Annotated in this window: 15 protein-coding genes; 12 read left to right on the top strand and 3 right to left on the bottom strand. The window is 70.3% G+C overall.

Features of this window, described 5'->3' with window-relative positions:
* The first annotated feature begins 84 nt into the window (after positions 1-84).
* The 12 genes from FIF60_RS15265 to FIF60_RS15210 all read left to right on the top strand — a co-directional run bounded on the left by FIF60_RS15265 (position 85) and on the right by FIF60_RS15210 (position 11,033).
* The gene (locus FIF60_RS15265; RefSeq protein ID WP_144186960.1) at positions 85-1,092 is read left to right on the top strand and encodes a Bug family tripartite tricarboxylate transporter substrate binding protein; all 1,008 of its coding nucleotides are present in this window, start codon (positions 85-87) and stop codon (positions 1,090-1,092) included.
* 14 nt (positions 1,093-1,106) lie between these two features.
* The gene (locus FIF60_RS15260; RefSeq protein WP_144186959.1) at positions 1,107-1,730 is read left to right on the top strand and encodes a 2-hydroxychromene-2-carboxylate isomerase; all 624 of its coding nucleotides are present in this window, start codon (positions 1,107-1,109) and stop codon (positions 1,728-1,730) included.
* A 14-nt stretch (positions 1,731-1,744) separates the two neighbouring features.
* Positions 1,745-3,259: an amidohydrolase family protein gene (locus FIF60_RS15255; protein ID WP_144186958.1), complete on the top strand. Its 1,515-nt coding sequence runs from the start codon at positions 1,745-1,747 to the stop codon at positions 3,257-3,259.
* Between the two features lie 71 nt (positions 3,260-3,330).
* Positions 3,331-4,023 carry a GntR family transcriptional regulator gene (locus FIF60_RS15250; RefSeq protein WP_144186957.1) on the top strand — a complete coding sequence of 231 codons (693 nt, stop codon included), beginning with the start codon at positions 3,331-3,333 and terminating at the stop codon, positions 4,021-4,023.
* A 14-nt stretch (positions 4,024-4,037) separates the two neighbouring features.
* Positions 4,038-4,559 (top strand): cysteine dioxygenase family protein, encoded by a 522-nt coding sequence (locus tag FIF60_RS15245; RefSeq protein WP_144186956.1) that lies wholly within the window; start codon positions 4,038-4,040, stop codon positions 4,557-4,559.
* Between the two features lie 52 nt (positions 4,560-4,611).
* Positions 4,612-5,100, top strand: a complete 489-nt coding sequence (locus tag FIF60_RS15240; RefSeq protein WP_144186955.1) for an L-2-amino-thiazoline-4-carboxylic acid hydrolase — start codon at positions 4,612-4,614, stop codon at positions 5,098-5,100.
* A gap of 54 nt (positions 5,101-5,154) precedes the next feature.
* On the top strand, positions 5,155-6,273 hold the full coding sequence (locus FIF60_RS15235) for an ABC transporter substrate-binding protein (RefSeq protein WP_144186954.1): 1,119 nt from the start codon (positions 5,155-5,157) through the stop codon (positions 6,271-6,273).
* 52 nt (positions 6,274-6,325) lie between these two features.
* Positions 6,326-7,255, top strand: a complete 930-nt coding sequence (locus FIF60_RS15230; protein ID WP_144186953.1) for a branched-chain amino acid ABC transporter permease — start codon at positions 6,326-6,328, stop codon at positions 7,253-7,255.
* Entirely contained in the window at positions 7,248-8,243 is a 996-nt protein-coding gene (locus FIF60_RS15225) for a branched-chain amino acid ABC transporter permease (protein ID WP_144186952.1), read from the top strand. Before FIF60_RS15230 ends, FIF60_RS15225 begins: the two co-directional genes overlap by 8 nt.
* A 1-nt stretch (position 8,244) precedes the next feature.
* Positions 8,245-9,015, top strand: coding sequence for an ABC transporter ATP-binding protein (locus FIF60_RS15220; protein ID WP_144186951.1), 771 nt, complete (start codon positions 8,245-8,247; stop codon positions 9,013-9,015).
* A complete protein-coding gene (locus FIF60_RS15215) occupies positions 9,012-9,725 on the top strand; it encodes an ABC transporter ATP-binding protein (protein WP_204251212.1) in 714 nt (237 codons plus the stop codon). The genes FIF60_RS15220 and FIF60_RS15215 overlap by 4 nt, the downstream gene beginning before the upstream one ends.
* A gap of 21 nt (positions 9,726-9,746) precedes the next feature.
* Positions 9,747-11,033 carry an NAD(P)/FAD-dependent oxidoreductase gene (locus FIF60_RS15210; RefSeq protein WP_144186950.1) on the top strand — a complete coding sequence of 429 codons (1,287 nt, stop codon included), beginning with the start codon at positions 9,747-9,749 and terminating at the stop codon, positions 11,031-11,033.
* A 3-nt stretch (positions 11,034-11,036) separates the two neighbouring features.
* On the opposite strand, the gene FIF60_RS15205 is transcribed toward FIF60_RS15210, so the two are convergent.
* The 3 genes from FIF60_RS15205 to FIF60_RS15195 form a co-directional block, all read right to left on the bottom strand.
* Positions 11,037-13,388, bottom strand: a complete 2,352-nt coding sequence (locus FIF60_RS15205; RefSeq protein ID WP_144186949.1) for a xanthine dehydrogenase family protein molybdopterin-binding subunit — start codon at positions 13,386-13,388, stop codon at positions 11,037-11,039.
* An 88-nt stretch (positions 13,389-13,476) separates the two neighbouring features.
* On the bottom strand, positions 13,477-21,444 hold the full coding sequence (locus FIF60_RS15200; protein WP_144186948.1) for an Ig-like domain-containing protein: 7,968 nt from the start codon (positions 21,442-21,444) through the stop codon (positions 13,477-13,479).
* Between the two features lie 61 nt (positions 21,445-21,505).
* A complete protein-coding gene (locus tag FIF60_RS15195; RefSeq protein WP_144186947.1) occupies positions 21,506-22,846 on the bottom strand; it encodes an HlyD family type I secretion periplasmic adaptor subunit in 1,341 nt (446 codons plus the stop codon).

Raw genomic sequence — 22,846 nt, 5'->3', positions numbered from 1 at the left:
CGCGAAGGTTCCGCGCGCCGGAGGGTTTGCGCTCGGCGGTTGCAGCGGACACTATGCCGCCCTGGGAGATATTGGGAGGGATTGATGAGCATCCGTTCGTCCGCAACGCGCCGCGCCGCGCTCGCAGCAGCACTCGCCTTCACCGCTCCGTTCGCCTCAGCGCCGGCCGCGGCGCAGGATTTCCCGGTCCAGGGCAAGCCGATCACCATCGTCGGCGGCTTCCCGAACGGGTCGGGCACCGACATCTACAGCCGCAGGCTCGCCGAGCCGCTCGGCCGGGCGCTGGGGGCGACGGTGGTGGTCGACAATCGCGTCGGCGCAGGCGGCAACATCGCGATGGACCATGTCGCCAAGTCGATGCCGGACGGGCACACGATCCTGTTCGGCACCTCCGCGATGCTCGCGATCAACCCCGCCCTGTACGCCCGGATGCCGCTCGACACGATGAAGGATCTCGCCCCCGTCATCGCCCTGGCCGATGTGCCGAACGCGCTCACCGTCGCGCCCGACCGCCGGCCGAACCTGACCGACTGCCGCGCCGTGATCGCGGCGGCGAAGGCAGCGCCGGGTCGGCTCAACTACGCCTCGACCGGCAATGGCGCCTCGACGCATCTTGCCGGCGCGCAGTTCGCGGCCGCTGCCGGCATCGAGATGACGCACGTGCCCTATCGCGGCGGACCGTTCGCCATGACCGCCCTGCTCGGCGGCGAGGTGGACATCTTCCTGCACCAGACGCCTGCCCTCGTCGGCCCCTACCGGCAGGGCCAGGTGAAGCTGCTCGGCGTCACGAGCCGCGGCCGCCTCGCCGGCTTCCCTGACGTGCCGCCCATGGCCGAGGCCTGCAACCTGCCCGGCTTCGCGACCACCACCTGGTATCTCCTCGCCGTGCCGGCATCCACGCCCCAGCCCGTCATCGCCAAGCTCGCCGCCGAGGTGCGGAAGATCATCGACGAGGCCGGCTTCGTCGCCTGGATCAATGAGCAGGGCATGACGCAGATGTCCGAGGGCCCGACCGAGGCGCGCAAGCTGCTCGAGGCAGACCTCCCCGTCTGGGCGGAAGTGGTTCGTCGCTCCGGCGCGCGGGTCGACTGACCTCGCGCCATCCCATGACCGAGGCGATCCAGTACTTCCACTCCCTGTCGTCTCCGTGGGCGTATCTCGGCGGGCCGCGGCTCGCCGAGCTCGCCGCGCGCTACCGCGTGCCCGTCGTCTGCCGGCCCATCACGGTGCTGACGGAGAATGGCGGGGTGCTGCTGCGGACCCGCCCCGACGCACGGCAGCGCTACCACGAGGTGGAGCTCGAGCGGTGGCGCAGGCATCTCGGTATGCCCCTGAACCTTCGCCCGAAGCACTATCCGACGGACCCCAAGCCCGCCGCCCTGGTCGTGATCGCCGCCCAGCGCGCGGGCCATGACGCGGTCGCGCTCTCGCATGCCTTCCTCCGCGCCCTCTGGGCAGAGGAGCAGGACACGAGGGACCCGGCGGTGCTCGCCCGCATCGCCGACGCCGAGGGCCTGCCCGGTGCGGCGCTCGTCGCGGCTTCGGCGAGCGCGGAGGTGGAGGCGGAGTGGGTCGCCAACCGCGAGGCTGCGATCGCGGGCGGGATGTTCGGAACGCCGAACTATGTCTGGCGCGGCGTGATCCATTGGGGGCAGGACCGCCTGTCCTTCCTCGAGCGGCTGATCGCGCAGGACACCGCGCCGGCGATCGCCACCGGCCGAGCCTGGTAGCCAAGGAGGCGGCAATGGCCGCGACGGAGAAGGGCGACCTCGTCATCCGCGGCGGCCTGCTCGCCGACCGCGCCGCCACCATCGCCGAGCCGCGCGACATCCTTGTGCGCGACGGCGTCATCGCGGAGATCGGCCCGCCGGGCATGGCGGTGCCGGAAGGCGCGCGCATCCTCGACGCCTCGGGGATGCTTCTCCACGCGGGGCTGGTGAACGGCCACACCCATGCGCATGGCTTCCTCTCGCGCGGCGTGGGTGACCGCTGGACGCTGGAGTTGCTCCTTGCCGCCTCGCCGTGGGTCGGCGGCGCACGCACGGTCGCGGACAAGGCGCTCTCGGCGACCATCGGCGCGGCAGAGATGGTGCTGAAGGGCTGCACGGCCGCCTTCGACATGGTCACCGAAACACCGATGCCGACCGCGGAGGGCATCGACGCGGTGGCAGGGGCGTACGACGCGGTCGGCCTCCGTGCCGTCATCGCGCCGATGGTGGCAGACCGGACGCTCTACGAGGCCATCCCCCCCATCGCCGAGGCCCTGCCCGAGGCTCTCCGGGCCGAGGTCGCGGCACTTCGGCTGCCGCCCTGGCGCGACACCTTCGCCGCGCTGGACCGGATCGTCGCGGGATGGCGCTGGTCGGGGCGCGACATCGCCGTCGGCATCGGCCCGACCATCCCGACGCACTGCGATGATGCCTTCCTCGCCGCCTGCCGCGACCTCGCAGAACGGCACGGCGTGCGGCTCTCGATGCATGTGGCGGAGAGCAAGGTGCAGGCCGTGATGGGGCTGCGCACCTATGGCCGCACGGTCGTCGAGCATCTCGATGGCCTCGGGCTGATCGGGCCGCGCTTCGTCGCCGCCCACGGCATCTGGCTCGATGACGGCGACCTCGAGACGATGGCGCGAAGGGGAGCGACGATCTCGCACAACCCCGGTTCCAACATGAAGCTCGGCAACGGCCTGTTCCCGCTTCGCCGGGCGCTCGATGCCGGCGTTGCCGTTGGCCTCGGCACCGACACCTGCTCGTGCGGTGACAACCTCAACATGTACGAGGCAATGCGGCTCGCCTCGCTTCTCTCCAAGGTGCAGGGCCCCGACCCCGCCTCCTGGGCAAGTGCGGAGGAGGCGTATGGGGCAGCGACCGGGGGCTCGGCCCGTGCGCTTGGCCTGGAGGGCATCGGGCGGATCGCGGTGGGAGCCAAGGCAGACATCGTGTTCCTCGACCTGCGCCACCCGAACTGGATGCCGCATCGCTGGACGGTGAACCAGCTGGTGCACGTCGAGGACGGCACCGCCGTCCGCCACGTCATGGTCGGCGGGCGGCTGATTGTCGAGGACGGGCGGCTCACAACGGTTGACCTCGCCGCGCTGAAGGACCGCGCAGAGGAGGCCCGGGCAAGGCACGAGCGCGACACGGCCCCGCAGCGTGCCCTGTTCGAAAGGCTTGCTCCCATCGTCGCCAAGGCCGGCCCGGCGATCGCTGCCGAGCCGTACAGGGTGCGGCGCTACCTCGCCGAGAGCGGCAGCTTCTAGCGCAACAGCCTTTGGAGGCGCGCGCTTGGCCCTTGCGCGCGGTTCTGACATGTCAGAGAAATGCCCGAGCGATGACAGAGCCTATATCCTTCGTCCCGGCCCCAGCGAGCCTGACCGAACAGGCAATCGCCGCGCTGCGGCGCGCCATCCTCTCCACCCGCATCGCCCCAGGCGCGACGGTGAGCGAGGCTGAGGCGGCAGCGCTCACCGGTCTGGGCAAGGCGCCCGTCCGCGCCGCGCTGGCGAGGCTCGCCGACGAGGGGCTCGTGCAGCCCATGGCCCGGCGGGGCTGGCTCGTCACCCCCGTCACCGTGCGCGACATCCATGAGGTGTTCGGGCTTCGCGCGCTTCTCGAGCCGGAGGCCGCGCGGCTCGCCGCCGGCCGCGTCGATGAGGCGGCCCTGCAGCGGCTCGATGCCGTCTGCCGCTGCGGCTACGACCCGGCCGACCCCGAAAGCGCGCTCGCCTTCCTCGAGGCCAACACTGCCTTCCACGTTGCCATCGCGGATCTCGCCGGCAACCGCCGCCTCGCGCGCACGCTCGCGCGGCTGCTCGACGAGGCGGCGCGGCTTCTCGTTCTTGGCCTCTCCGCGCGCGACCGGACGGGCGAGATGCGGGCGGAGCACGGCGCGCTGATCGCTGCGCTCGTCGCAGGCGATGGCGCGCGCGCGGCAGAGGCGGTGGCGGCCGAGATCGAAACAAGCCGGGCCATGGTGCTCGAGGCGCTGCTGCGCCCCGATTCCGCCACCCGCGTGGGCACCTGAGGGGGGATGGAGAGATGACCAGGGGGGTCGGACGGAGCGCCGCCTTCAGCGCCATGCTGGGAGGCATCACCGCGGCCGCACGCGCACCGGAGACCTCGCGCCACCTGGCCGTCGCCGAGGCGCTTGCGCCGTTCCTTGCCGCCGATGATCTGCTCGCCGGCTTCCCCTGCCCCTGCTCGCCCGACCGCTACGTGCGGCACCTGCTGCACGAGAACGCCGCGGAGGGCTGGGCTATGGTCGCGATCGCCTGGGCGCCAGGCCAGGCGAGCCCGGTGCATGGGCATCGCACATGGTGCGCCGTCGGCATCTATCGCGGCTGGCTCGAGGAGCGCTATTTCGGTCTCGAGAGCGGGCTGCCGTCCCTTGCCGCCCGGCACCCGCGGGCTGTCGGCGCGACCTCCTCCGGCCCCGCCGACATCACGCTCGTGCACCAGCTCGCGAACGTCTCGGACGGGCCGGCGCTCTCGCTGCATGTCTACGGCGTCGCGTTCGATCGCTTCGGAGACGGGGTGAACCACGTCTACGCCGCCGCTTGACGGCGCGCCCCGCTCCGCGCAGCGTTCCGCGGTGCACAATGGAGGGGTAAGGATGGAAGCGGCCCCGCTTCGGGCGCAGCTGAAAGCGCAGCTCGCCAACCGCGCGCTGATCTACCTCGAGGCCTATGACGCGCTCGCTGCAGAACTCGGCGCCGAGAAGGCCGAGGAGGTGCTCAAGCGGGCGATCTACAAGCGTGGCACCGCCGTCGGCGAGGCGTTCAAGCGCTTCGGCCCGGCCGATCTCGTTGGCTTGCGCGATGCCTTCATCGGCGGGCTGCCCGGCGGGCCTGACTTCTTCAAGCCCGAGGTGAAGCGCTGCGATGCCGGCAAGCTCGAGATCCAGTTCCATGACTGCCCGCTGAAATCGGCCTGGGTCGCCGCCGGCGTTCCGGACGAGAAGCTCGCCACGCTCTGCCGCATCGCCGGCATCATCGACAACGGCACCTTCGAGGCCGCAGGCTTCGCCATCGAGAACCGAACCTGGACGCCGGGCAAAGAGGGCTGCTGCAACCTCCACATCACCCCGGGCAGCACGGCCTGAGCGGTGCCGTCCGGCCCGATCAACGCGCCCGAGACTCATGCGACGGAGATAGACATGACCACGACACGCCGCACGCTTCTTCTTGCCGGCGCCGCGCTTCCCCTGGCCGGGGCGGCGGTGGCGCAGCAGCGCACCGTCACCCTCGGCTACCAGCTTCCGCTGACGGGCGAGTTCAGCCAATACGGCGAGCGCTTCCGTAACTCGGCGATTATGGCGCTCGATGCCTTCAACCGCTCGGGGCGCATTCCCGCGCAGGTGAACATCGTGTTCGAGGATACACGCTCCGACCCGCGCGAGGCCGTCGCCGTTGCCCGCAAGTTCGTCGACAACCGCGACATCGTCGCCGTGCTCGGTGACTTCTCCTCCTCCGCAGCGATCCAGGCCGGCCGCGTCTATGCCGAGGCGGGCATGCCGCAGCTGAGCCAGACGGCCTCGCATCCCGACTACGTAAAGATCAGCCCCTGGCAGTTCCGCAACATCACGACGCAGGCATATGAGGGCCCGCATGTGGCGCGGTGGATGGCGGCCAACGGCGTCAAGCGCGTCGCCGTCGTGTCCATCCAGAATGACTGGGGCCAGTCGGTCGTCTCGAACTTCGCCGACGCCTTCAAGGCGACCGGCGGCGAGGTCGTCGCGACGCAGATGTACAACCCCGGCAACCGCGAGTTCCGCGCCGTGCTGACCGACATCGCCCGGCAGCGGCCGGATGCGATCTACATCGGCATGTTCTACGAGGATGGCGCGGCGTTCCTGCAGCAGCGGCGCCAGCTCAACATCCGCGCGCCCGTCTACGGCACCTCCTCGATGTACGAGCCGAAGCTGATCGAGCTCGCAGGCCCAGGCGCCGAGGGTATGTACCTCTCGACGAGCTTCATGGCCGAAAGCCCCGAGGCGCATGTGAAGGCCTATGTCGAGGAGTACAAGCGCCGCTTCAACTCCGAGCCGAACATGTTCTCGGCCCAGGCCTTCGATGCGGTGAACATCATGCTCGAGGCGATCGCGCGCGCCTGGCCCGACGTCACCCGCCAGCGCGTTCGCGACGAGCTCGCCAGGACGAAGGACTTCCCCGGCGTGACGGGTGCGACGACCTTCGACCCCGAGACGCGGGAGCCGGCCAAGACGCTGGCGCGGATGCGCATCCAGGACGGCAAGTTCACCCTGATCCAGAACTGAGCCAGCGTCCGGCGGGAGGCGCGCGGCCTCCCGCCCTTGCGGGAACATCTCGTTGTTCGACCGTTTCGACATCTTCTTCGTCCAGCAGCTCGTCAACGGCTTCTCCGTCGGGCTCGTCTACGCGCTCGTCGCCATCGGCTTCACGCTGATCTTCGGCGTGCTGAACGTCGTCAACTTCGCGCATGGCGAGATCTACATGATCGGCGCCTATGCCGGGCTGATGGCGCTGATCTTCCTCGCCCCGCCCTGGGTCGCGCTTCTGCTGATCGTCCTCGCCGCCGGCATCGTCGCGGGCGTGCTGCTCGAGCGGGCCGCGTTCAAGCCGTTCAGGCGGTTCCGCGACGAGGCCTCGTTGAAATCGAAGGCGATGCGCGAGAGCACGCTTCTCTCCTCGCTCGCCGTCTCGATCATCGTCCGCGAAGCGACGGAGAAGATCTTCGGCGCCGACATGCGGCCGATCCCGCGCGCCTACGCCAACGCGCTGCAGGAGCCGATCCTGATCGGCGAGCTCGCCGTCGCCTCGGGCCAGCTCGTCATCCTCGGCGCGGCGATCGTGATGTTCCTGACGCTGCAGTTCATCCTGTTCCGCACGCAGATCGGGCTCTCGATCCGCGCGGTCGCGGCAAACCCGCTCGGCGCGCAGTATGTCGGGGTGAACGTCGACCGGACGGTGATCGCCACCTTCGCGATCGGCTCCGGAATGGGCGCGGTCGCGGGCATCCTGATCGGCCTCTACCAGGGAACCATCTTCCCGGCGATGGGCTTCGCGCCAGGCGTGAAGGCCTTCGTCGCGATGGTGATGGGCGGGCTCAACTCCATCCCCGGCGCGGTGATCTGCGCGATCTTCCTCGGCGTCTCCGAAGCCGTGGCGACAGAGTTCTTCGCCCAAGGGTGGGCCGACCTTGTCGCCTATCTCTTCCTGGTCCTGACGCTCATCTTCTTCCCGACAGGTCTCTTCGGTGCGGGGCGCGAACGTGTCTGACCGTCGATTCCCGCCGCTCGCGATCGCTCTCGGGGCCGCGATCTTCGTCCTCGTGCCGCTCGGGTTGAGCCTCGCCGACTCGGGCTATTTCTTCCGGCTCGCGATCGTGACGCTGATCTTCTCGATCCTCGCGCTCTCGATGCAGCTCATCACCGGCGTCGCCGGCCTGCTCAGCCTTGGACACGCGGCGATCTACGGCGTCGGCGCCTACACCGCGGCGATCCTCTCGACACGGCTCGGCCTCGGCCCGCTCCTGACCATCCCGCTTTCCGGCCTCGTCTCAGGGCTTCTGGGCATCGCCCTCGCGCTACCGACGATGCGGCTCGTCTCGATCTACTTCGCCGTCGCCACGCTCGGCCTTGGCGAGATGATCTACGTCACGCTGCTCAACTGGGTGTCTTTCACCGAGGGTCCCCTCGGCATCGGCAACATCCCGCCACTGAGACCTTTGGGGATCGACCTCTCCGGCCCGCTCGCGACCTATCTCTTCGTCGCGGTGATCACCGCCATCGCTGCCGTCATCGTGCATCGCTGCACCCACTCCTATTACGGCAACGCGCTGCGCGCGGTCCGCGAGGACGACCAGTGCGCAGACGCAATGGGCCTCAACGTCGTCCGCCTCAAGATCGAGGTGTTCGCAATCGCCTGCTTCCTCGCAGGCATCGCCGGTGCCCTCTGGGCGCACACGACGGGCTACGTGAACCCTGGCGATTTCCGCTTTGCCGAGAGCATCCTCATCCTCGCGATGGTCGTCGTCGGCGGGTTGGGCAGCGTTCCGGGCGCGATCATCGGCGCGGCGCTGCTGCTGCTCCTGCCCGAGGCGCTGCGCGCCGTGGGCGAGGTGCGCATCCTGATGGTCGGCGTCGTGATGTTCCTCTGCATCCTGTTCCTGCCGAGGGGGCTGTTCGGCGAGGTGTCGGCGCTGTCGCTCGCACGCCGGCAGCTGGGTGCGGCCTGGCAGCAGGACCGCGGCGTGGGGTGGCGCTGAGATGCCGCTGCTCGAGATCGATCGTGTCACGCGGCGCTTCGGCGGGCTCACCGCCGTCGACGATGTCTCGGGCCATGTCGGGGAAGGCGAGCTCGTCGGCCTGATCGGGCCGAACGGCGCGGGCAAGACGACGCTGTTCAACGTCATCTGCGGCTTCACCCCGCCAAGTGCGGGCGAGGTGCGCTTCACCGGCACGCGGATCTCCGGGCTCAAGCCCTGGCGGATCTGCCGCCTCGGCATCGGGCGGACGTTCCAGAACCTGCGCGTCTTCCCGAACATGACCGTGTTCGACAACGTATCGGTCGGCGCGGCGGGGCGGGAGGGCCAGTCGCCGCTCGACGCGCTCTGGCGAAGCGGTGGCGCGCGCGCGCGAAGTGGCGCGATCAGCCGCCGCACGGAAGAGGCGCTCGAGCGGACGGGCCTCGCCGACGTCGCCGGCGAGCTTGCCGCCAACCTCTCCTACGGAAGGCGGAAATATCTCGAGATCGCCCGCGCGCTCGCCACAGGCCCGCGACTTCTGGTGCTCGACGAGCCGGCCGCGGGGCTGAACGATACCGAGACCACCGCGCTCGCCCGCTTCATCACCTCGCTGTCTGCCGAGGGGTTGACCATCCTCCTCGTCGAGCACGACATGGGCCTCGTGATGAGCATCTGCCAGCGCGTCATGGTGCTCGCCTCCGGCCGGAAGATCGCCGATGGCACGCCTGCCGAGGTGCAGAAGGACGAGGCCGTGCTCGAGGCCTATCTCGGCGTGGCGGAGGACGAGGCGTGAGCGCGGTCCTCGAGGTGCGGGACCTCGCGGTGCGCATGGGCGCGCAGACCATCCTGCACGGCATCTCGCTCGACGTTCCCGCCGGTGGCATCGTCACCGTCCTCGGCTCGAACGGCGTCGGCAAGACGACGCTCATGCGCGCGCTCTCGGGCGTCTATCGCGCGACATCGGGAACGATCCGCCTTCTCGGCGAGGACATCACGGCGCTGCCGAGCCACGCCATCGTTCGCCGCGGCCTCGCCCAGGCGCCGGAGGGGCGGCAGATCTTCGGCGCGATGACCGTTGCCGAGAACCTGCGCCTCGGCGCGATCGGGGAGGCGGACCAGGCGCTGCTCGAACGCATCCTCACGCTCTTCCCCATCCTGCGGGAACGCTACCGCCAGCGTGCCGGATCTCTCTCGGGGGGCGAGCAGCAGATGCTCTGCGTCGGCCGCGCGATGATGGCGCGGCCGAAGCTCCTGCTGATGGACGAGCCCTCGCTCGGCCTCGCGCCGAAGCTCGTGAAACAGATCTTCGACCTCGTCGCCACCATCCGGGCCGACGGCACGCCCGTGCTGCTCGTCGAGCAGAACGCGCGCGCAGCCCTTCGCGTGGCCGACCATGCCTACGTGATGGATGGCGGGCGCATCGTGCTCGAAGGCCCTGCGCGAGAGCTCGCCGAGGACGAGCGGGTCAAGGCGGCGTATCTCGGCGGGCACGCCCACGCCTGACAGGAAGGAGCCGGTCGCGGAATGACCGACAAGCGCGACGAGATGCCGCCGAGCCTCTGGGCGGCGACCGCCCCTCCCCCGCCCGACACGCCGGCGCTTGCGGGCACCGTGACGGCCGATGTCTGCGTGATCGGCGGTGGCTATACCGGCCTCAACGCCGCGCTCGCTGCGGCCGAGGCAGGCGCAAAGGTGGTGCTCATCGAGGCGGCCTCGATCGGCTGGGGCGCCTCGGGCCGAAACAACGGCCAGGTCATCCCCACGCTCTCGCGCATGGACCCCGACGAGATCTCCGCCTCGGGCGGGGCGAAGGGCGAGGAGTTCGTGGGCCTGATCCGCGACAGCGCATCGCTCGTGTTCGACCTCATCCGCCGCCACGGCATAGAGGCCGAGGCCTCGCAGAGCGGCTGGATCCAGCCCGCCCATCGCGAGAGCCGGATGAAGATGGCCGCCAAGCGCGTCGAGGCCTGGAGCAAGCGAGGCGCGCCGGTCGCGCTGCTCGACCGTGCCGCGATGGAGACGCTCACCGGAACCGATCACTGGTTCGGCGGCTGGACCAACAGCTCGGGCGGGACGATCAACCCGCTCGGCTATGCACGTGGTCTCGCGCGAGCGGCGATCGCCGCCGGCGTCACGATCCATACGGCGACGCCTGCCGAGGCGATCTCCCGCAGCGGCGACCGGTGGGAGGTGAGGACGCAAGGCGGCGCCGTTCGGGCAGAGCGCGTGATCATCGCCACCAACGCGTATTCGACCGATCTCTGGCCGGGCTTCCGGCGGGAGGTGATCCCCGTCCGCTCCTACCAGATGGCGACGGCGCCGCTCACCGACAACATTGCGAAAACGATCCTTCCCGGTAAGCAGGCGCTCTCCGATACGCGCGGCGATCTCTACTTCTTCCGCTACGACGCGTCCGGAAGGCTCATCACAGGCGGCGCGCTGGCGCTTGGGCATGACTGGGAGAAGCGGATCCGCGAGCGGATTGGCGCGCGTGTCGCGGCCGTGTACCCGCAGCTCGGCGTGCCGCGCTTCGACTATGTGTGGTGGGGCTATATCGGCATGACGGCAGACAAGGCGCCGCATGTGCACGAGCTCGCGCCCGGTGTCACCGGCTGGAACGGTTGCAACGGGCGCGGCGTCGCGCTTGCGACCGCGATCGGCCGCGAGCTCGGGCGGCAGGCGACGGGAACGTCCTGGTCGGACATTCCCCTGCCGCTCTCGCCCGTTCGGCCCATCCCGGCCTACGAGTTCGCCAGGCGCATCGCGCCGGCGGCGATCATCGAACGCCGCTGGCGCGACGCGCGCGACTGATCCTCAGGCCGCCTTCGCCGCCTTGATCGCCCGCCACACGCGCTCGGGCGTCGCAGGCATGTCGATGTGGCTTATGCCGTACTCCGAAAGCGCATCGACCACGGCATTCATCACCGCAGGCAGGCTGCCCGCGCATCCCGCCTCGCCGCAGCCCTTCGCGCCGAGCGGATTGGTCCGCGCCGGAACGGGGCGGCTCTCGGTCGCGAAGGCGCACACGTCGTCCGCCCGCGGCAGGGCATAGTCGGTGAACGAGCCCGACACGAGCTGGCCGTTCTCGTCGTAGACGGTGCTCTCGTAGAGCGCCTGGCCGATGCCCTGGACGATGCCGCCATGCGCCTGGCCGGCCACCAGCATCGGGTTCACCACCGTGCCGAAATCGTTCACCGCGACGTAGCGCACCACCTGCGTCACGCCGGTATCGGGGTCGATCTCAACCTCTGCGATATGGCAGCCGTTCGGGAAGGCCGAGGGCGCCTGGTCGAACACGTGCCGCACGTCGAGGCTCGCCGGAACGCCGGGCGGAAGCTGCTTCGCGGCGCGCAGCCAGGCGGCGAGCTCCATGATGTCCATGCCTCGGTCGGTGCCGACGATGGAGAACCGCCCACGCTCGAAGGCGATGTCGGCGACCGCTGCCTCGAGGGCATGGGCTGCCGCCTGCGTGCCCTTCTCGATGACCTGGTCGGACGCTTCGAGGATCGCCGCGCCCGAGGCCATGATCGACTTCGAGCCGCCCGTTCCGCCACCGGCGACGAGCTCGTCGCTGTCGCCCTGCACGAGCCGGATCTTCTCGAAGGGAACGCCGAGCTTCTGGTGCAGCACCTGGGCGAACGGCGTCCAGTGGCCCTGCCCGTAGTCGAGCGTGCCGGTGATGATCGTCACGCTTCCGTCCTTCTCGAAGCGAAGCCCGCCCTGCTCCTTCGCCGGGGGCGCCGTCACCTCGAGATAGTTGCCGATGCCGCGGCCGCGCAGCTTGCCGCGCGTGGCACTCTCTGCCTTGCGCGCGCCGAACCCGTCCCAGTCGGCGGCGGCGAGCGCGCGCTCGAGGAGGGCGGAGAACTCGCCGCTGTCATAGGCCGAGCCGGAGGCGGCCTGGAACGGCATGGCGTCGGGGCGGATGTGGTTCAGCCTGCGCAGCGCCACCGCGTCGCGCCCGGTCTCCTTCGCCGCAGCCTCGATCAGCCGCTCCATGAAGTAGTTGCCTTCCGGCCGCCCGGCACCGCGATAGGCAGAGACGGGCGTGGTGTTCGTGACCGCGCAGGTGGTGCGAACGCCGATGAGCGGCGTGGCGTAGTTCGACTGTACGTTCTTGACGAAGTTGCCCGTGCCCATCAGCGGCGCGACCGTGCCGAGATAGGCGCCCATGTTCGCATAGGAGGTGAGCCGGACGGCAAGGAACTTCCCCTCCACGTCGAGGGCGAGCTCAGCCTTCACCTCATGGTCACGCCCATGCTGGTCGGACAGGAAGCTTCCCGAGCGGTCATCGGTCCACTTCACCGGGCGGCCGAGCAGCTTCGCGGCATGCAGCAGGCACACATACTCGGGGTAGACGGAGGCCTTCATGCCGAAGGAGCCGCCGACATTGCCGGTGAGGACCCGCACCTTGTCGACCGGAAGCTTGAGGATGTCGTTGGCGAGCTGGCCGCGCAGGCCGAACACGCCCTGGCTGCCGACACGGAGCGTGAACCGGCCCGACGCCGCGTCGAACTCGCCGATCGCGCTCCGCGGCTCCATCGCGCAGACGACGACGCGGTTGTTTCGGATTGACAGCGTCGTGACATGGGCGGCGCGAGCGAAGGCCTCGTCGACCTTCGCTTGGTCGCCATAGGCAAAGTCCAGAACCACGTTGTTCGGGATGTCGTCATAGAGTTGTGGCGCGCCAGGCTCGGCCGCGGCGGAGGCGTCCGTGACGGCGGGAAGCGGGTCGATGTCGAGGATCACCGCCTCAGCGGCATCGCGCGCCGCCACCTTGCTCTCGGCCACCACGAAGGCGACGGGGTCGCCCACGAAGCGGACCTTGTCCGACGCAAGCGCCGCGCGTTCGATGTTGCGCAGCGGCGTGCCATCGGCGTTCTTCAGCGGCAGGACGCAGCGCATCGTGCCGTATTCGCCGAGGTCGGCTGCCGTGAACACACCGAGCACGCCGGGCATGGACTTCGCCGCCTCGGCATCGATGCCCCGGATCACCCCATGCGCGTAGGGGCTCCGCACCATCACGCACCACACCTGGCCGGGCAGCGAGAGGTCGTCGGTGTACTGCCCCTCGCCGCGCAGCAGGACGGGGTCCTCGTTCCGAGGCACCGGCTGCCCGATGCCGAACTTGAGCATGGTCGGGTCGAGGACCTGTGTGTCAGGCATATCCGGCTCCGCGCTGTTTTCGCTTACCTGGGCCGGAAAGCTACGGCAGCAAGCCTGTCCTGTCAGCCCGTCGCCCGACTGGGCCGTCTCACCACGTGATGCGTTCGATCTGGGTGAAGTCGATCTGCGCGCCGTCTCCGAACACGATCCTGCCCGAGGCGGGCTCGCTGAAGTCGAGCGTTCCTTCCCCTCCGGTCCAGCTCACTCCTGCCTCCTCGAGGATGATCGTCCAGCCCCCGGCAGGAGGCGGCCCGGCCGAGGGTGGGCCGGCAGCATCGCCGAGCATCACCGTGTCGAACCCCTCGCCTCCCTCGATGACGTCGGCCCCGCCGCCCTGCTCGATGAGGAACAGGTCGTTGCCCGCGCCGCCGCGCAATGTCTCGTCGGCGGCACTGCCGACGATCACGTCATCCCCGGCCCCGCCCTCGGCAACCCCGCCCTCGCTTTCGATCACCTCGTCGCCGATGAGAACGGAGAGCCGTTCCGTGGTGCTGTCGCCGCCGGCATCGGTCAGGGTGATCGAGAGGCTGCGCGGCCCCGTCTCGAGCGCGCCGCCGTCTGCGTCGATGAGCGTCAGCCGCTCGATGAGATCGGCATACACCTCCGGTGCCGCCGCGCCGGCGAGCCGGAGCGTTCCCGCCTCGGCATCGAACCCACCGCCGACCATCCGGATGCCAGTGTCACCGACGAGCACGTCCTCGCCATCCGGCACCAGCGCCAGGCCGTCGAGAACGATCCGGTCTCCAGCGTGGCGACCGGCACCGAGCATCACCACCGCACCGATGATCGCCTCACCGTCCGGCTCGGCGATGGCGGCAGAGGAAACGAGCGCGGCCTCTCCCGCGGCCGCCTCGGCAGGGCTGCCGGAGGCGATCGCGAGCGCCGGCGCTTCGGCGATCGGCGCGATGGTCACCGGAAGGCTCGCGATCGTCGCCGCGCTGTCGCCATCGCCGAGCTCGCGGGACCCGGCGGTAACCGTGAGCGTCATGCTGCCGAACCAGTCCGTCGCCGGGATGAGATGCAGTCCTGCAAGCTCGGCCGGCGCAAGCAGCCAGGATCCGTCCTCCCGCTCCGTGCCGGCCGAAAGCCGCGCGCCGGGAGCAAGGCCGGCGACAACGATGCCGGTCAGCACCTCCGAACCGTCGGTGTCTGCGAGGCGCAAGCTGATGCCGAGGGGAACCGTACCATCCTCGACGCCGGTCGCAGCCGTGACGGACAGGATCGGCGCCGTCGCCACTGCTTCGACGGCAAGCATGACCGATGCCGTCGCCGTGGCGCGCTCATCGGTGTCGATCTCGCGCACCTCGGCAGCGACGGACAGGGTCGTGTTGCCGGACCATCCCGGGGCCGGAATGAGGCCAAGGCCCGCGAGATCGGCCGGGGACAGCAGCCAGCTTCCGCCCGGCTGCAGGCTCCCGGCCGTCAGGCGCGCTCCGGGTGGCAGGCCGGAGACGGTGATGCCGAGGATCTCCTCCGAGCCGTCTGGATCGATGAGCGGCACGGCAAGCGCAAGCGGCACGATCTCCCCCTCCGCACCGGAGGCGGGCGCGGCCGCGATCGTCGCGCCGTCGACCACAGGCGTGACGGTCACGGTGACGTCCGCCGTCACGCTGCGGGAGTCTCCGCCGGCTTCCGTGCTGGTGATGGTGAAGCGGAGCGGGAAGTCGCCGGCGGCATGCGGAGGCGGGGTGAAGGCAAGCCCGGGAAGGTCCGAGGCTGCGAAGCTCCAGCTTCCATCATCGTTGCGCTGGCCGGCACTGAAGGTCGCGCCCTCGGGCACGCCGGTCGCCGTCACGGTCAGCGTCTCCGAGCCGTCGCGATCGCGCAGCGTCGCGGTGATGGAGATCGGGATCGTCGTGTCCTCGGCGCCACGGGCGGTCGGCGTCGCATCAACGATCGCGCCATCCGAGACGGCGCCAACGGCAATCTCGAGCGGGGCCGTGCTGGCCGCGACCGCGCCGGTGCTGCGCTCGACGGAAAAGGCTGTCACCGTTGCGGAGATCGTCCCCCCGAAATCGCCCGGCGGGGTCAGGGAGAGGCCGGCAAGCTCGTCCGGGCGCAGCGTCCAGCTTCCGTCGCCGTTGTTGACGCCGGCCGAAAGCCGTGCGCCGGAGGGCATGCCGGAAATGACGATGGAAAGGCTTTCCGACCCGTCCGTGTCGGCAAGCGCGGCGCCGATTGAAAGCGGTATGGCGTCGTCCTCGCTGCCCGAAGCGGCGGCGACCGCAAGAAGCGGCGCATCCGGCACAGGCGCGACGCTGAAGGAAACGGTTCGCGTCACCGTGCGGTGGTCGCCGTTGCTGACCTCGGCCACCACCGCCGACACGGTGAGCCCATAGGTCCCATGGGCATGGGCGGGTGGCAACACGCACAGTGACGCGAGGTCAGCGGGGTCGACCGAAAACGTTCCGTCGCCGTTGTCGGTGATGCCATCGCCAACGAGCCGTGCGCCCGGCGGGACGTCAGCGATCGTGACGGACAGCAACGTCTCCGACCCGTCGCGATCGCCCGGCGTTACGGAAAGGTTCAGTGCGACCGGCTGGTCTTCCGTGCCAGCGCCAGGCAAAGCCCCAATCGCTGGCGCGTCGGCGACGGCTTCCAGCACCGCCTGCGGCATCCCCATGCTGCTGGTGGAGGCGCCGAGCGCATCGGTCGCGACAGCGCGGACGGTGAGGGAGACGGGGCCGGACAGGTCGCGCGGCGGAAGCACGGCAAGCCCGGGAAGGTCGGCCTCGGTCAGAAGCCAGCGGCCGGTAGCCGGATCGCGGAACCCAGCCGTCAGTGACGCCCCTGGTGGAAGGTCGCTCACGACATAACTGAGTGTGACGTCGCCGGTGCCGCCGCCGCCATGCGCGGAAGTGATCGAGAGTGCGAGCGGCCGGTCCTCGTTGCCATCGGCGAGCGTCGCGATGAGTACGGGCGCCTGGGGCTCCGCGGCGCCGCCCCCCACCCCCGATGATCCACCGCCGCTGGGGTCGCCGCCCCCGGCCTCTCCGCCGCCAGTCTCGCCGCCGCCGGAGCCGCCGCCAGCGATACTGAGGCGAAGCGTTGCCGTTGCTGTCGCGGTGTCGCCTTCCCGCTCGGTCGCGATGGCACGGACGGCGAGAGCGACCTCGCCCACGAAACCTGCTGGCGGACGGATGGAGATGCCCGCACCCTCTCCTGGCTGGAGCACCCAGGTGCCGTCGCCCATGCTGTGCCCGGCCGACAGGCGGAAGCCCTGCGGCACGCCGTCGATCACGAGCCGGACGCCCTCCGACCCGTCGACATCCGCAACGGCCGCGGATAATGGCAGGGACACCCATCCCGCGTCGGGATCGGACGAGCCGTGCGTGGCGGCCGCCCTGTCCTCGACCGTGAGGAGAGGCATGTCGGCCACGCCGTGCGGATCGACGGTCATCACGCCGCTGATCGTCTGCCGCTCGCCGCCCGTATCCTCGATCGTCATGCTGACGGTGAGGTCGAACGCGACGTCACTGTCGCGCGGGGGGATCACCCGTACATCCGAAAGCCGCTCGGCAGGGATCGCGTGGAGCCCGTCGGCGCCTGCCGCGATGGCTGTGCCATCCGCGTAACGGAGCGAGGCGGCGGCGGGAACGCCCCCGATCACGATCGTGCCGACCACGCGTTCGGAGCCGTCGCTGTCGGCGAGGCCGGGGTCGAGCGGCAAGGCGATGACGCTGTCCTCCGCCCCGCGCGCCGTCGCCCAGCGCGCGGCCGAACCGGTTCCGCCAACCGAAGGGGTATCGACCACGGCGGTGATGCTCACAGGAAGCGGAACGGTGCGTGTCGCGATCGACCCACCATTCCGCTCCTGCGCGACGGCAGTCAACGTCAACGCGTGGTCGCCCGCGTAGTCGCGTGGCACCACGAGCGCGGCGCTTTCCGCCTCCTCCGCAGTCAGCGACCAGCGGCCGGGTCCTGCGAAGGTGCCCGCGGTCAGGCTCATGCCGGTGGGAACGCCGGAGACGACGAAGGAGAGCAGCTCCGACCCATCGGCGTCGGCGAGGCGTCCGCTGATGCCGAGCGGGACAGGCTGGTCCTCCGCCACCATAGCGCCGCCGGCGACATCGACCGGCGCATCGGCAACGGCGCGGACTTGGACAGGCAGCGCGACGGGCATGCTCTCGGCCATGCTGCCGTTCGGCTCGGCCGCGATGCTGGAAACGCGCAGGGTGAAGTCGTCATCCGCGTTCGCAGGCGGCGTGATGCGGAGTCCCGCCACGGCGGCCGCCGGAACGAGAACGCTTCCGTCCGGCTCCGGGATGAGCACGCCTGAAGGCGTGCTGAGGCTCGCACCGGCAGGAATATCAGCGATGCGGAACAGCATGATCTGCTCGGACCCGTCAGTGTCGGTCGCCACGCCATAGAGCAACAGCGGAATGGCGCGATCCTCGTCACCCGCCGCGGCGACGACGCGGATCGTCGGCGTGTCGGCAACCGCGTCGACGTGTACCGAGAAATTGGCCCGCGCTTCTGCCGAAGACCCGTCGCGCGCTTCGGCGGCGACGGCCACCAGGCTCAGGTCAAGCGTGCCGGAAAAGTCACGCGGCGGCAGGACGGACAGTCCTGCAAGGTCGCTCCCAGCGACGACCCAGGCGCCGCCCTGCTCGCTGCCGTGCGAGAGCCGCGCACCCGCCGGCAAGCCGGTGATCGTGACGGTCAGGGCTTCTGAGCCATCCCTGTCGGCAAGCGCGGCCGATAGGCCGCCAAGCGGGATCCACGCATCCTCCGTGCCGGCGGAGTTGGCGACGGTGACGAGAGGCGCATCCGCCACCGCGGTGACGCTGATCGTCCCCTGCGCCGTGATCGTCCGCGCGTTGCTCCTGCCATTGCCGGCATCGCTCAGCACGGCGGAGAAGGTCAGCGCGATGTCGGCGTCGCTGTCCTGCGGCGGGCGGATCGAGATACCGCCCGCCCGGAGCGTGGCGGTTGAAACCACCCAGGTGCCCGGCGAGATCTCCGTGCCTTGCGACAGCAGGGCACCGTCCGGGACGCCACTGATCGTCGTCGTCGCCGACCAGGTTTCCGAACCGTCGCGGTCGGGCGTGGTGAAGGACGCGGCGATGGCAATCCATCCGTCCTCGGCACCCTTACCCGATGCCGTGATCCGCCCCAGGTCAGCGACCGGATCGACGGAGATGGTGAAGGTCGTGCTCTGCTGTGCCGGCGCCGCGCCATCGTTGGCTTCGGTTGCGATGGCGGTGAGCGTTACCGTGTATGTGCCGGCGCGATGCGGCGGCGGCAGGAACGAGACGCCCGCGAGTTGCACGGCGGTCAGGCTCCAGCTTCCATCTCCGTGCTGCGTTCCTGCGGAGAGACGAGCACCGGGACGGAGACCCGAGAGCCGGAAGGAGAGCGTTTCCGACCCGTCCGTGTCGGCTAGGGCGCCACCCAGACCCGCGAGCCGGATCCAGCCATCCTCGTGGCCTGCGGCATCGGCTGCCTGCACCATGGGCGTGTCGGCAACCGCTCGCACGACGATCGTTGCCGTCGTCGTCACCGGGCGCTCGTCCACCGCGACGCCGGACCGATCGATCACGGATGTCGCGAAGCTGAGCACCAGGTCCGCATCGCTGTCTTCGGGCGGCCTGACGGAGATCGCCCCGCCGAGCAGGTCGTCCGTCGCAACGGTCCAGACGCCTGGAGAGAGCATGGCCCCGTGCGAAAGTGTCGCTCCGGCGGGGAGCCCGGAGATCGTCGTCGTCGCGCCGTACGTCTCCGACCCGTCGGCGTCAGGTGTGGCGAAGCTCGCCGTGAGCGGGATCCGCTGGTCCTCGGACCCCGCCCCCGCAATGGTCAGGGTCGCCGCATCGGCCACGGGATCGACCGTGACCGTGAAGCCTGCATGCCGCGAGGCCGGTGCCGCCGCAGGATCGGCTTCGGTCGCGATCGCGGTTACCATGAGCGCATAGCTTCCCGATGCATGGGCCGGGGGGCGGAACCGCAGCGTCGGGAGGTCCGAGGCAGGCACGGTCCAGGTGCCGTCGGCGTTCGCGGCTCCGGCCGACAGCGCGCCCCCGGCGGGCACGCCGGCGACGGTGACGGCGAGGGTTTCCGACCCGTCCGTGTCGGTGAGCGACGCAGCGAGGCCCTGGAGCGGGATCCAACTGTCCTCGGCACCGCTTGCGTCCGAGGCGCTGAGCAGCGGCGCATCGGCCACCGCCTCGACCGCGACGGTCAGCGATGCGGTGACCTCTCGGCGCGCCTCGAGCCCGCCTTCGCTGTCGATCACCGTCGCGGTGAGGTCGAGGGGGATGTCGGTGTCGCTGTCGACAGGCGGCAGGATGGCAAGCGTGCCGTCCTGCAGGGAAGCCGTTGGCACACGCCAGGCACCGCCGCCAAGCGCTTCGCCCGCGTTCAGCAACGCCCCATCCGGAACGCCGGAGACGAGCACCGTCTCGGCCCAGCGTTCGGATCCGTCCGTGAAGTCGCCGAAGCGAGCATCGATCGCGATCCAGCGATCCTCGAGCCCGGCCGCGGAGGCAGAGAGCGTCGCTGCGTCGACCACTGGAACGACCGTCACGGCGAAGGGCACCGTCGTCATTGCCGTGTCGCTGTTCGCCCCCTCAGTTGCGGCAGCGACGAGGGTGAGCGCGATCGTTCCCGCGAAGTCGCGTGGCGGCAGAAGCGAGAGCAAGGAGAGCTCCGTTGCCGCAACAACCCAGCCTGCCCCGTTGGCGACGCCATGGGAGAGGCGCGCGCCTGCCGGCAAACCCTCGATGCGAACCGAGAGGGTTTCCGAACCGTCTCGGTCGACGAGCGCCGCGGAGAGGCCGGCGAGCGCGATCCACCCATCCTCCGCCCCCGCCGTGTCGGCAGCGGTCGCCTCCGGTGCGTCGCCCACCGCAGAAACCGTGACGGTGAAATCATGCGCGGAGGTGGCCGTGCTGCCGTTCGGCTCCGCTGCGGTCGCGATAAGGCGGAGTGCGATCGTCCCGGAGAAATGCTCCGGCGGGGTAAGCGTCAGCGCCGCAAGATCCTCCGGCACGATCGACCATGAGCCGTCATCCAGCCTGGTGCCGCTCGAGAGGCGCGCCCCTTCCGGCACCCCGAGCAGGATGACCGAGGTGATCTGCTCCGAACCATCGAGATCGACGGCGACGGCGCGCGTACCAAGCGCAATTGCGCTGTCCTCGCGCCCGGTAGCCAATGCCGCGACGTCGGGCGCATCGGCAACGGCATCGACGCGCAAGGGAACAGAGCGCGTGGTGACGGCTTCGACGCCGTCATCGGTTCGGGAGACCGCGCGGATCTCGAGCATCACCTCGCCGCTCCAGTCCCGCCCAGGCGTCAGGGTGAGCCCTTCGAGCTCGGCGGGCGTGAGCATCCACGCCCCGTCACCGATTGCGCGGCCGGCAGACAACGTCGCACCCGGGGGCAGGCCTTCCACATAGACAGCGAGGACCTCGCCACCGAGACCGTCCCGGTCGTCGATCGCAGCAGTGATCGGCAGCCCGACGGCAGTGTCCTCATCGGTGACCACGCCAGCCGCCTCGAGGCGCGGAGGGTCGGCAACGGGTGAAGGCCTGTCCTCGTCCCCCGTCTCGTCCGCCGCCTCATCCTCGGATGCCGCACTCTCCTCACCAGCGGATCGCGCCGCCGGAATCGCGGTTGCGGACTCCCCCGGAAGCGACACACGCTCGGCCGAAGCCGGCGTTAGCGATGCGGACTCGGTCCTCCTCCCTGCAGCCTCGGGCATTGCCGTCGCCCCGGTCGTCATCGGTGCCGCGCCGGAGGTGCGAGGCGGTGTCGCCGTCGTATCACTGCGAGCCTGCTCGTCGATCCCCTCGCGAGACGGAACGGGTGCGTCATGAGGCGTCGTTGCGCCATGCTGCGCCGGCGGTGCCGTCGCCTCCTGCGGCAACGCCCCGCCGATCGTTGAGGCGGCGGCGGACCGGTCAGCGGAGACGAAGCCGACGACCACGGGGGCTGCGACCGCAGCGTCGGGGAGTCCAGGTCGAACGGCTGCGCGGAGGGCGCGCAGCGCGACTTCGTCGACGAGCGAGGCGCCTGCCTCAAGCGCGTCGCGCTCCGCCGGGTCGTTCTGTGCCATTGCAGAAGCTCCTCGGCCCGCCTCGCCGGCCTCGTGCCGGCGGCAGGCTTTGCGCGCGCCTTCAGCGCTCGCGGAAACTGTCGCTCATCGCTGCGTGAACAGGCTTCATCAGGTAGGCGAGAAGCGTCTTGCCGCCGGTCACCACGTCAGCCTGTACGGTCATTCCGGGGATCAGGCGATTGGCGTCCATGTCACGGCCGACGTGATCGGAGGCGAGCGCGATCCTCGCCGCGTAGAAGGGCTGATTGTCGGCATCCAGGGTGGTGCCGGCCGCGAGATGAACGATCGTGCCCTCCGTCGTGCCGAAGCGCGCGTAGTCGAAGGCGTGCACCTTCACGCGCACCGGCTGGCCAACGGAAACGAAGCCGATGTCTCGCGGCGAGATCCGCGCCTCGACCAGGAGGCGCGCGCCATCCGGCACGATCTCCATCAGCGGCGCGCCGGGAGGGACAACCGCCCCAGCGCGGCGAACCTGCGTACCCTTCACCGTTCCCGCGACCGGCGAGAGGACCACGAGCCGGCCGACACGTTCCCACGCCTCGCGGATCGCCTCTGCCACCTCGAGGCGCTCGACGGCGATGCGGCCGAGATCGCGGGCGAGCTCGTCGCGCAGCGAGGATTCCGCCTCCGCAAGCCGTGCCTCCGCTTCGGCCGCGGCGCGCCGCGCTGCCTCCGCCATCGCCGCGAGCCGCTCGACCTCCGCGGACGCGGCGAGGAAGGCACGGCGCGTCTCGAGAACGGCTATGCGCGTCGTCAGGCCCTGGGCGAGCAGCGTCTCGCGCAAGGCGAGCTCGTTGCCCTGGAGCGTGACCTGCCGGGCAACGCCCTCCTGCTGGGCCGAGAGCGCGCCGAGCTCTGCCTCGCGCTGGGCCATCGACTGTCGCAGCACGGCGAGGCGATCGTCGCGGCTTCGCAGACGTTCCTCGTGCGCCAGCCGCTGGTCGGCGGCGAGGCCCACGAAGGTGAGGTCGTCGGTCTCGAGTTCGAGCGGCCTGCCATCGAGCATCGCCCGCAGATGCGCCTCCCGGAACCTGAGCCCTGCCTCGCGGGCGCGCAGCCTCTCGAGCTCGCCCTGGGCCTGCGCGGAGGCGAAGCGGAGCAGAGGCTGGCCCTCGCGCACGTGCTCGCCATCGGAGACCAGAACCGCCTCGACGATGCCGCCTTCGAGATGCTGCACCTGTGCAACAGGGTCCTCGGTCGCCACCTGGCCGGCGGCCACGGCGACCTCCGGCAGTCGCGTCACGGCCGCCCAGGCAACGAGGCCCGCAAGGAGCATGGCGATGCCGAGGATGATCGCGCGGTCGGTGCCGCGCCGCCCGCTCTCTTCGAGCCCCGAGAGCATCAGGAGCGCGCGATGCTCGAAACGGGCAATATCCTGCGCCCCCGTCGTGGTTTTCTGCAT

The sequence above is a fragment of the Elioraea rosea genome (assembly GCF_007644105.1).
Lineage (GTDB): Bacteria > Pseudomonadota > Alphaproteobacteria > Acetobacterales > Acetobacteraceae > Elioraea_A > Elioraea_A rosea.
The sequence above is the reverse complement of the archived record's forward strand: the minus strand, read 5'-3'. Positions and strand labels throughout refer to the sequence as shown.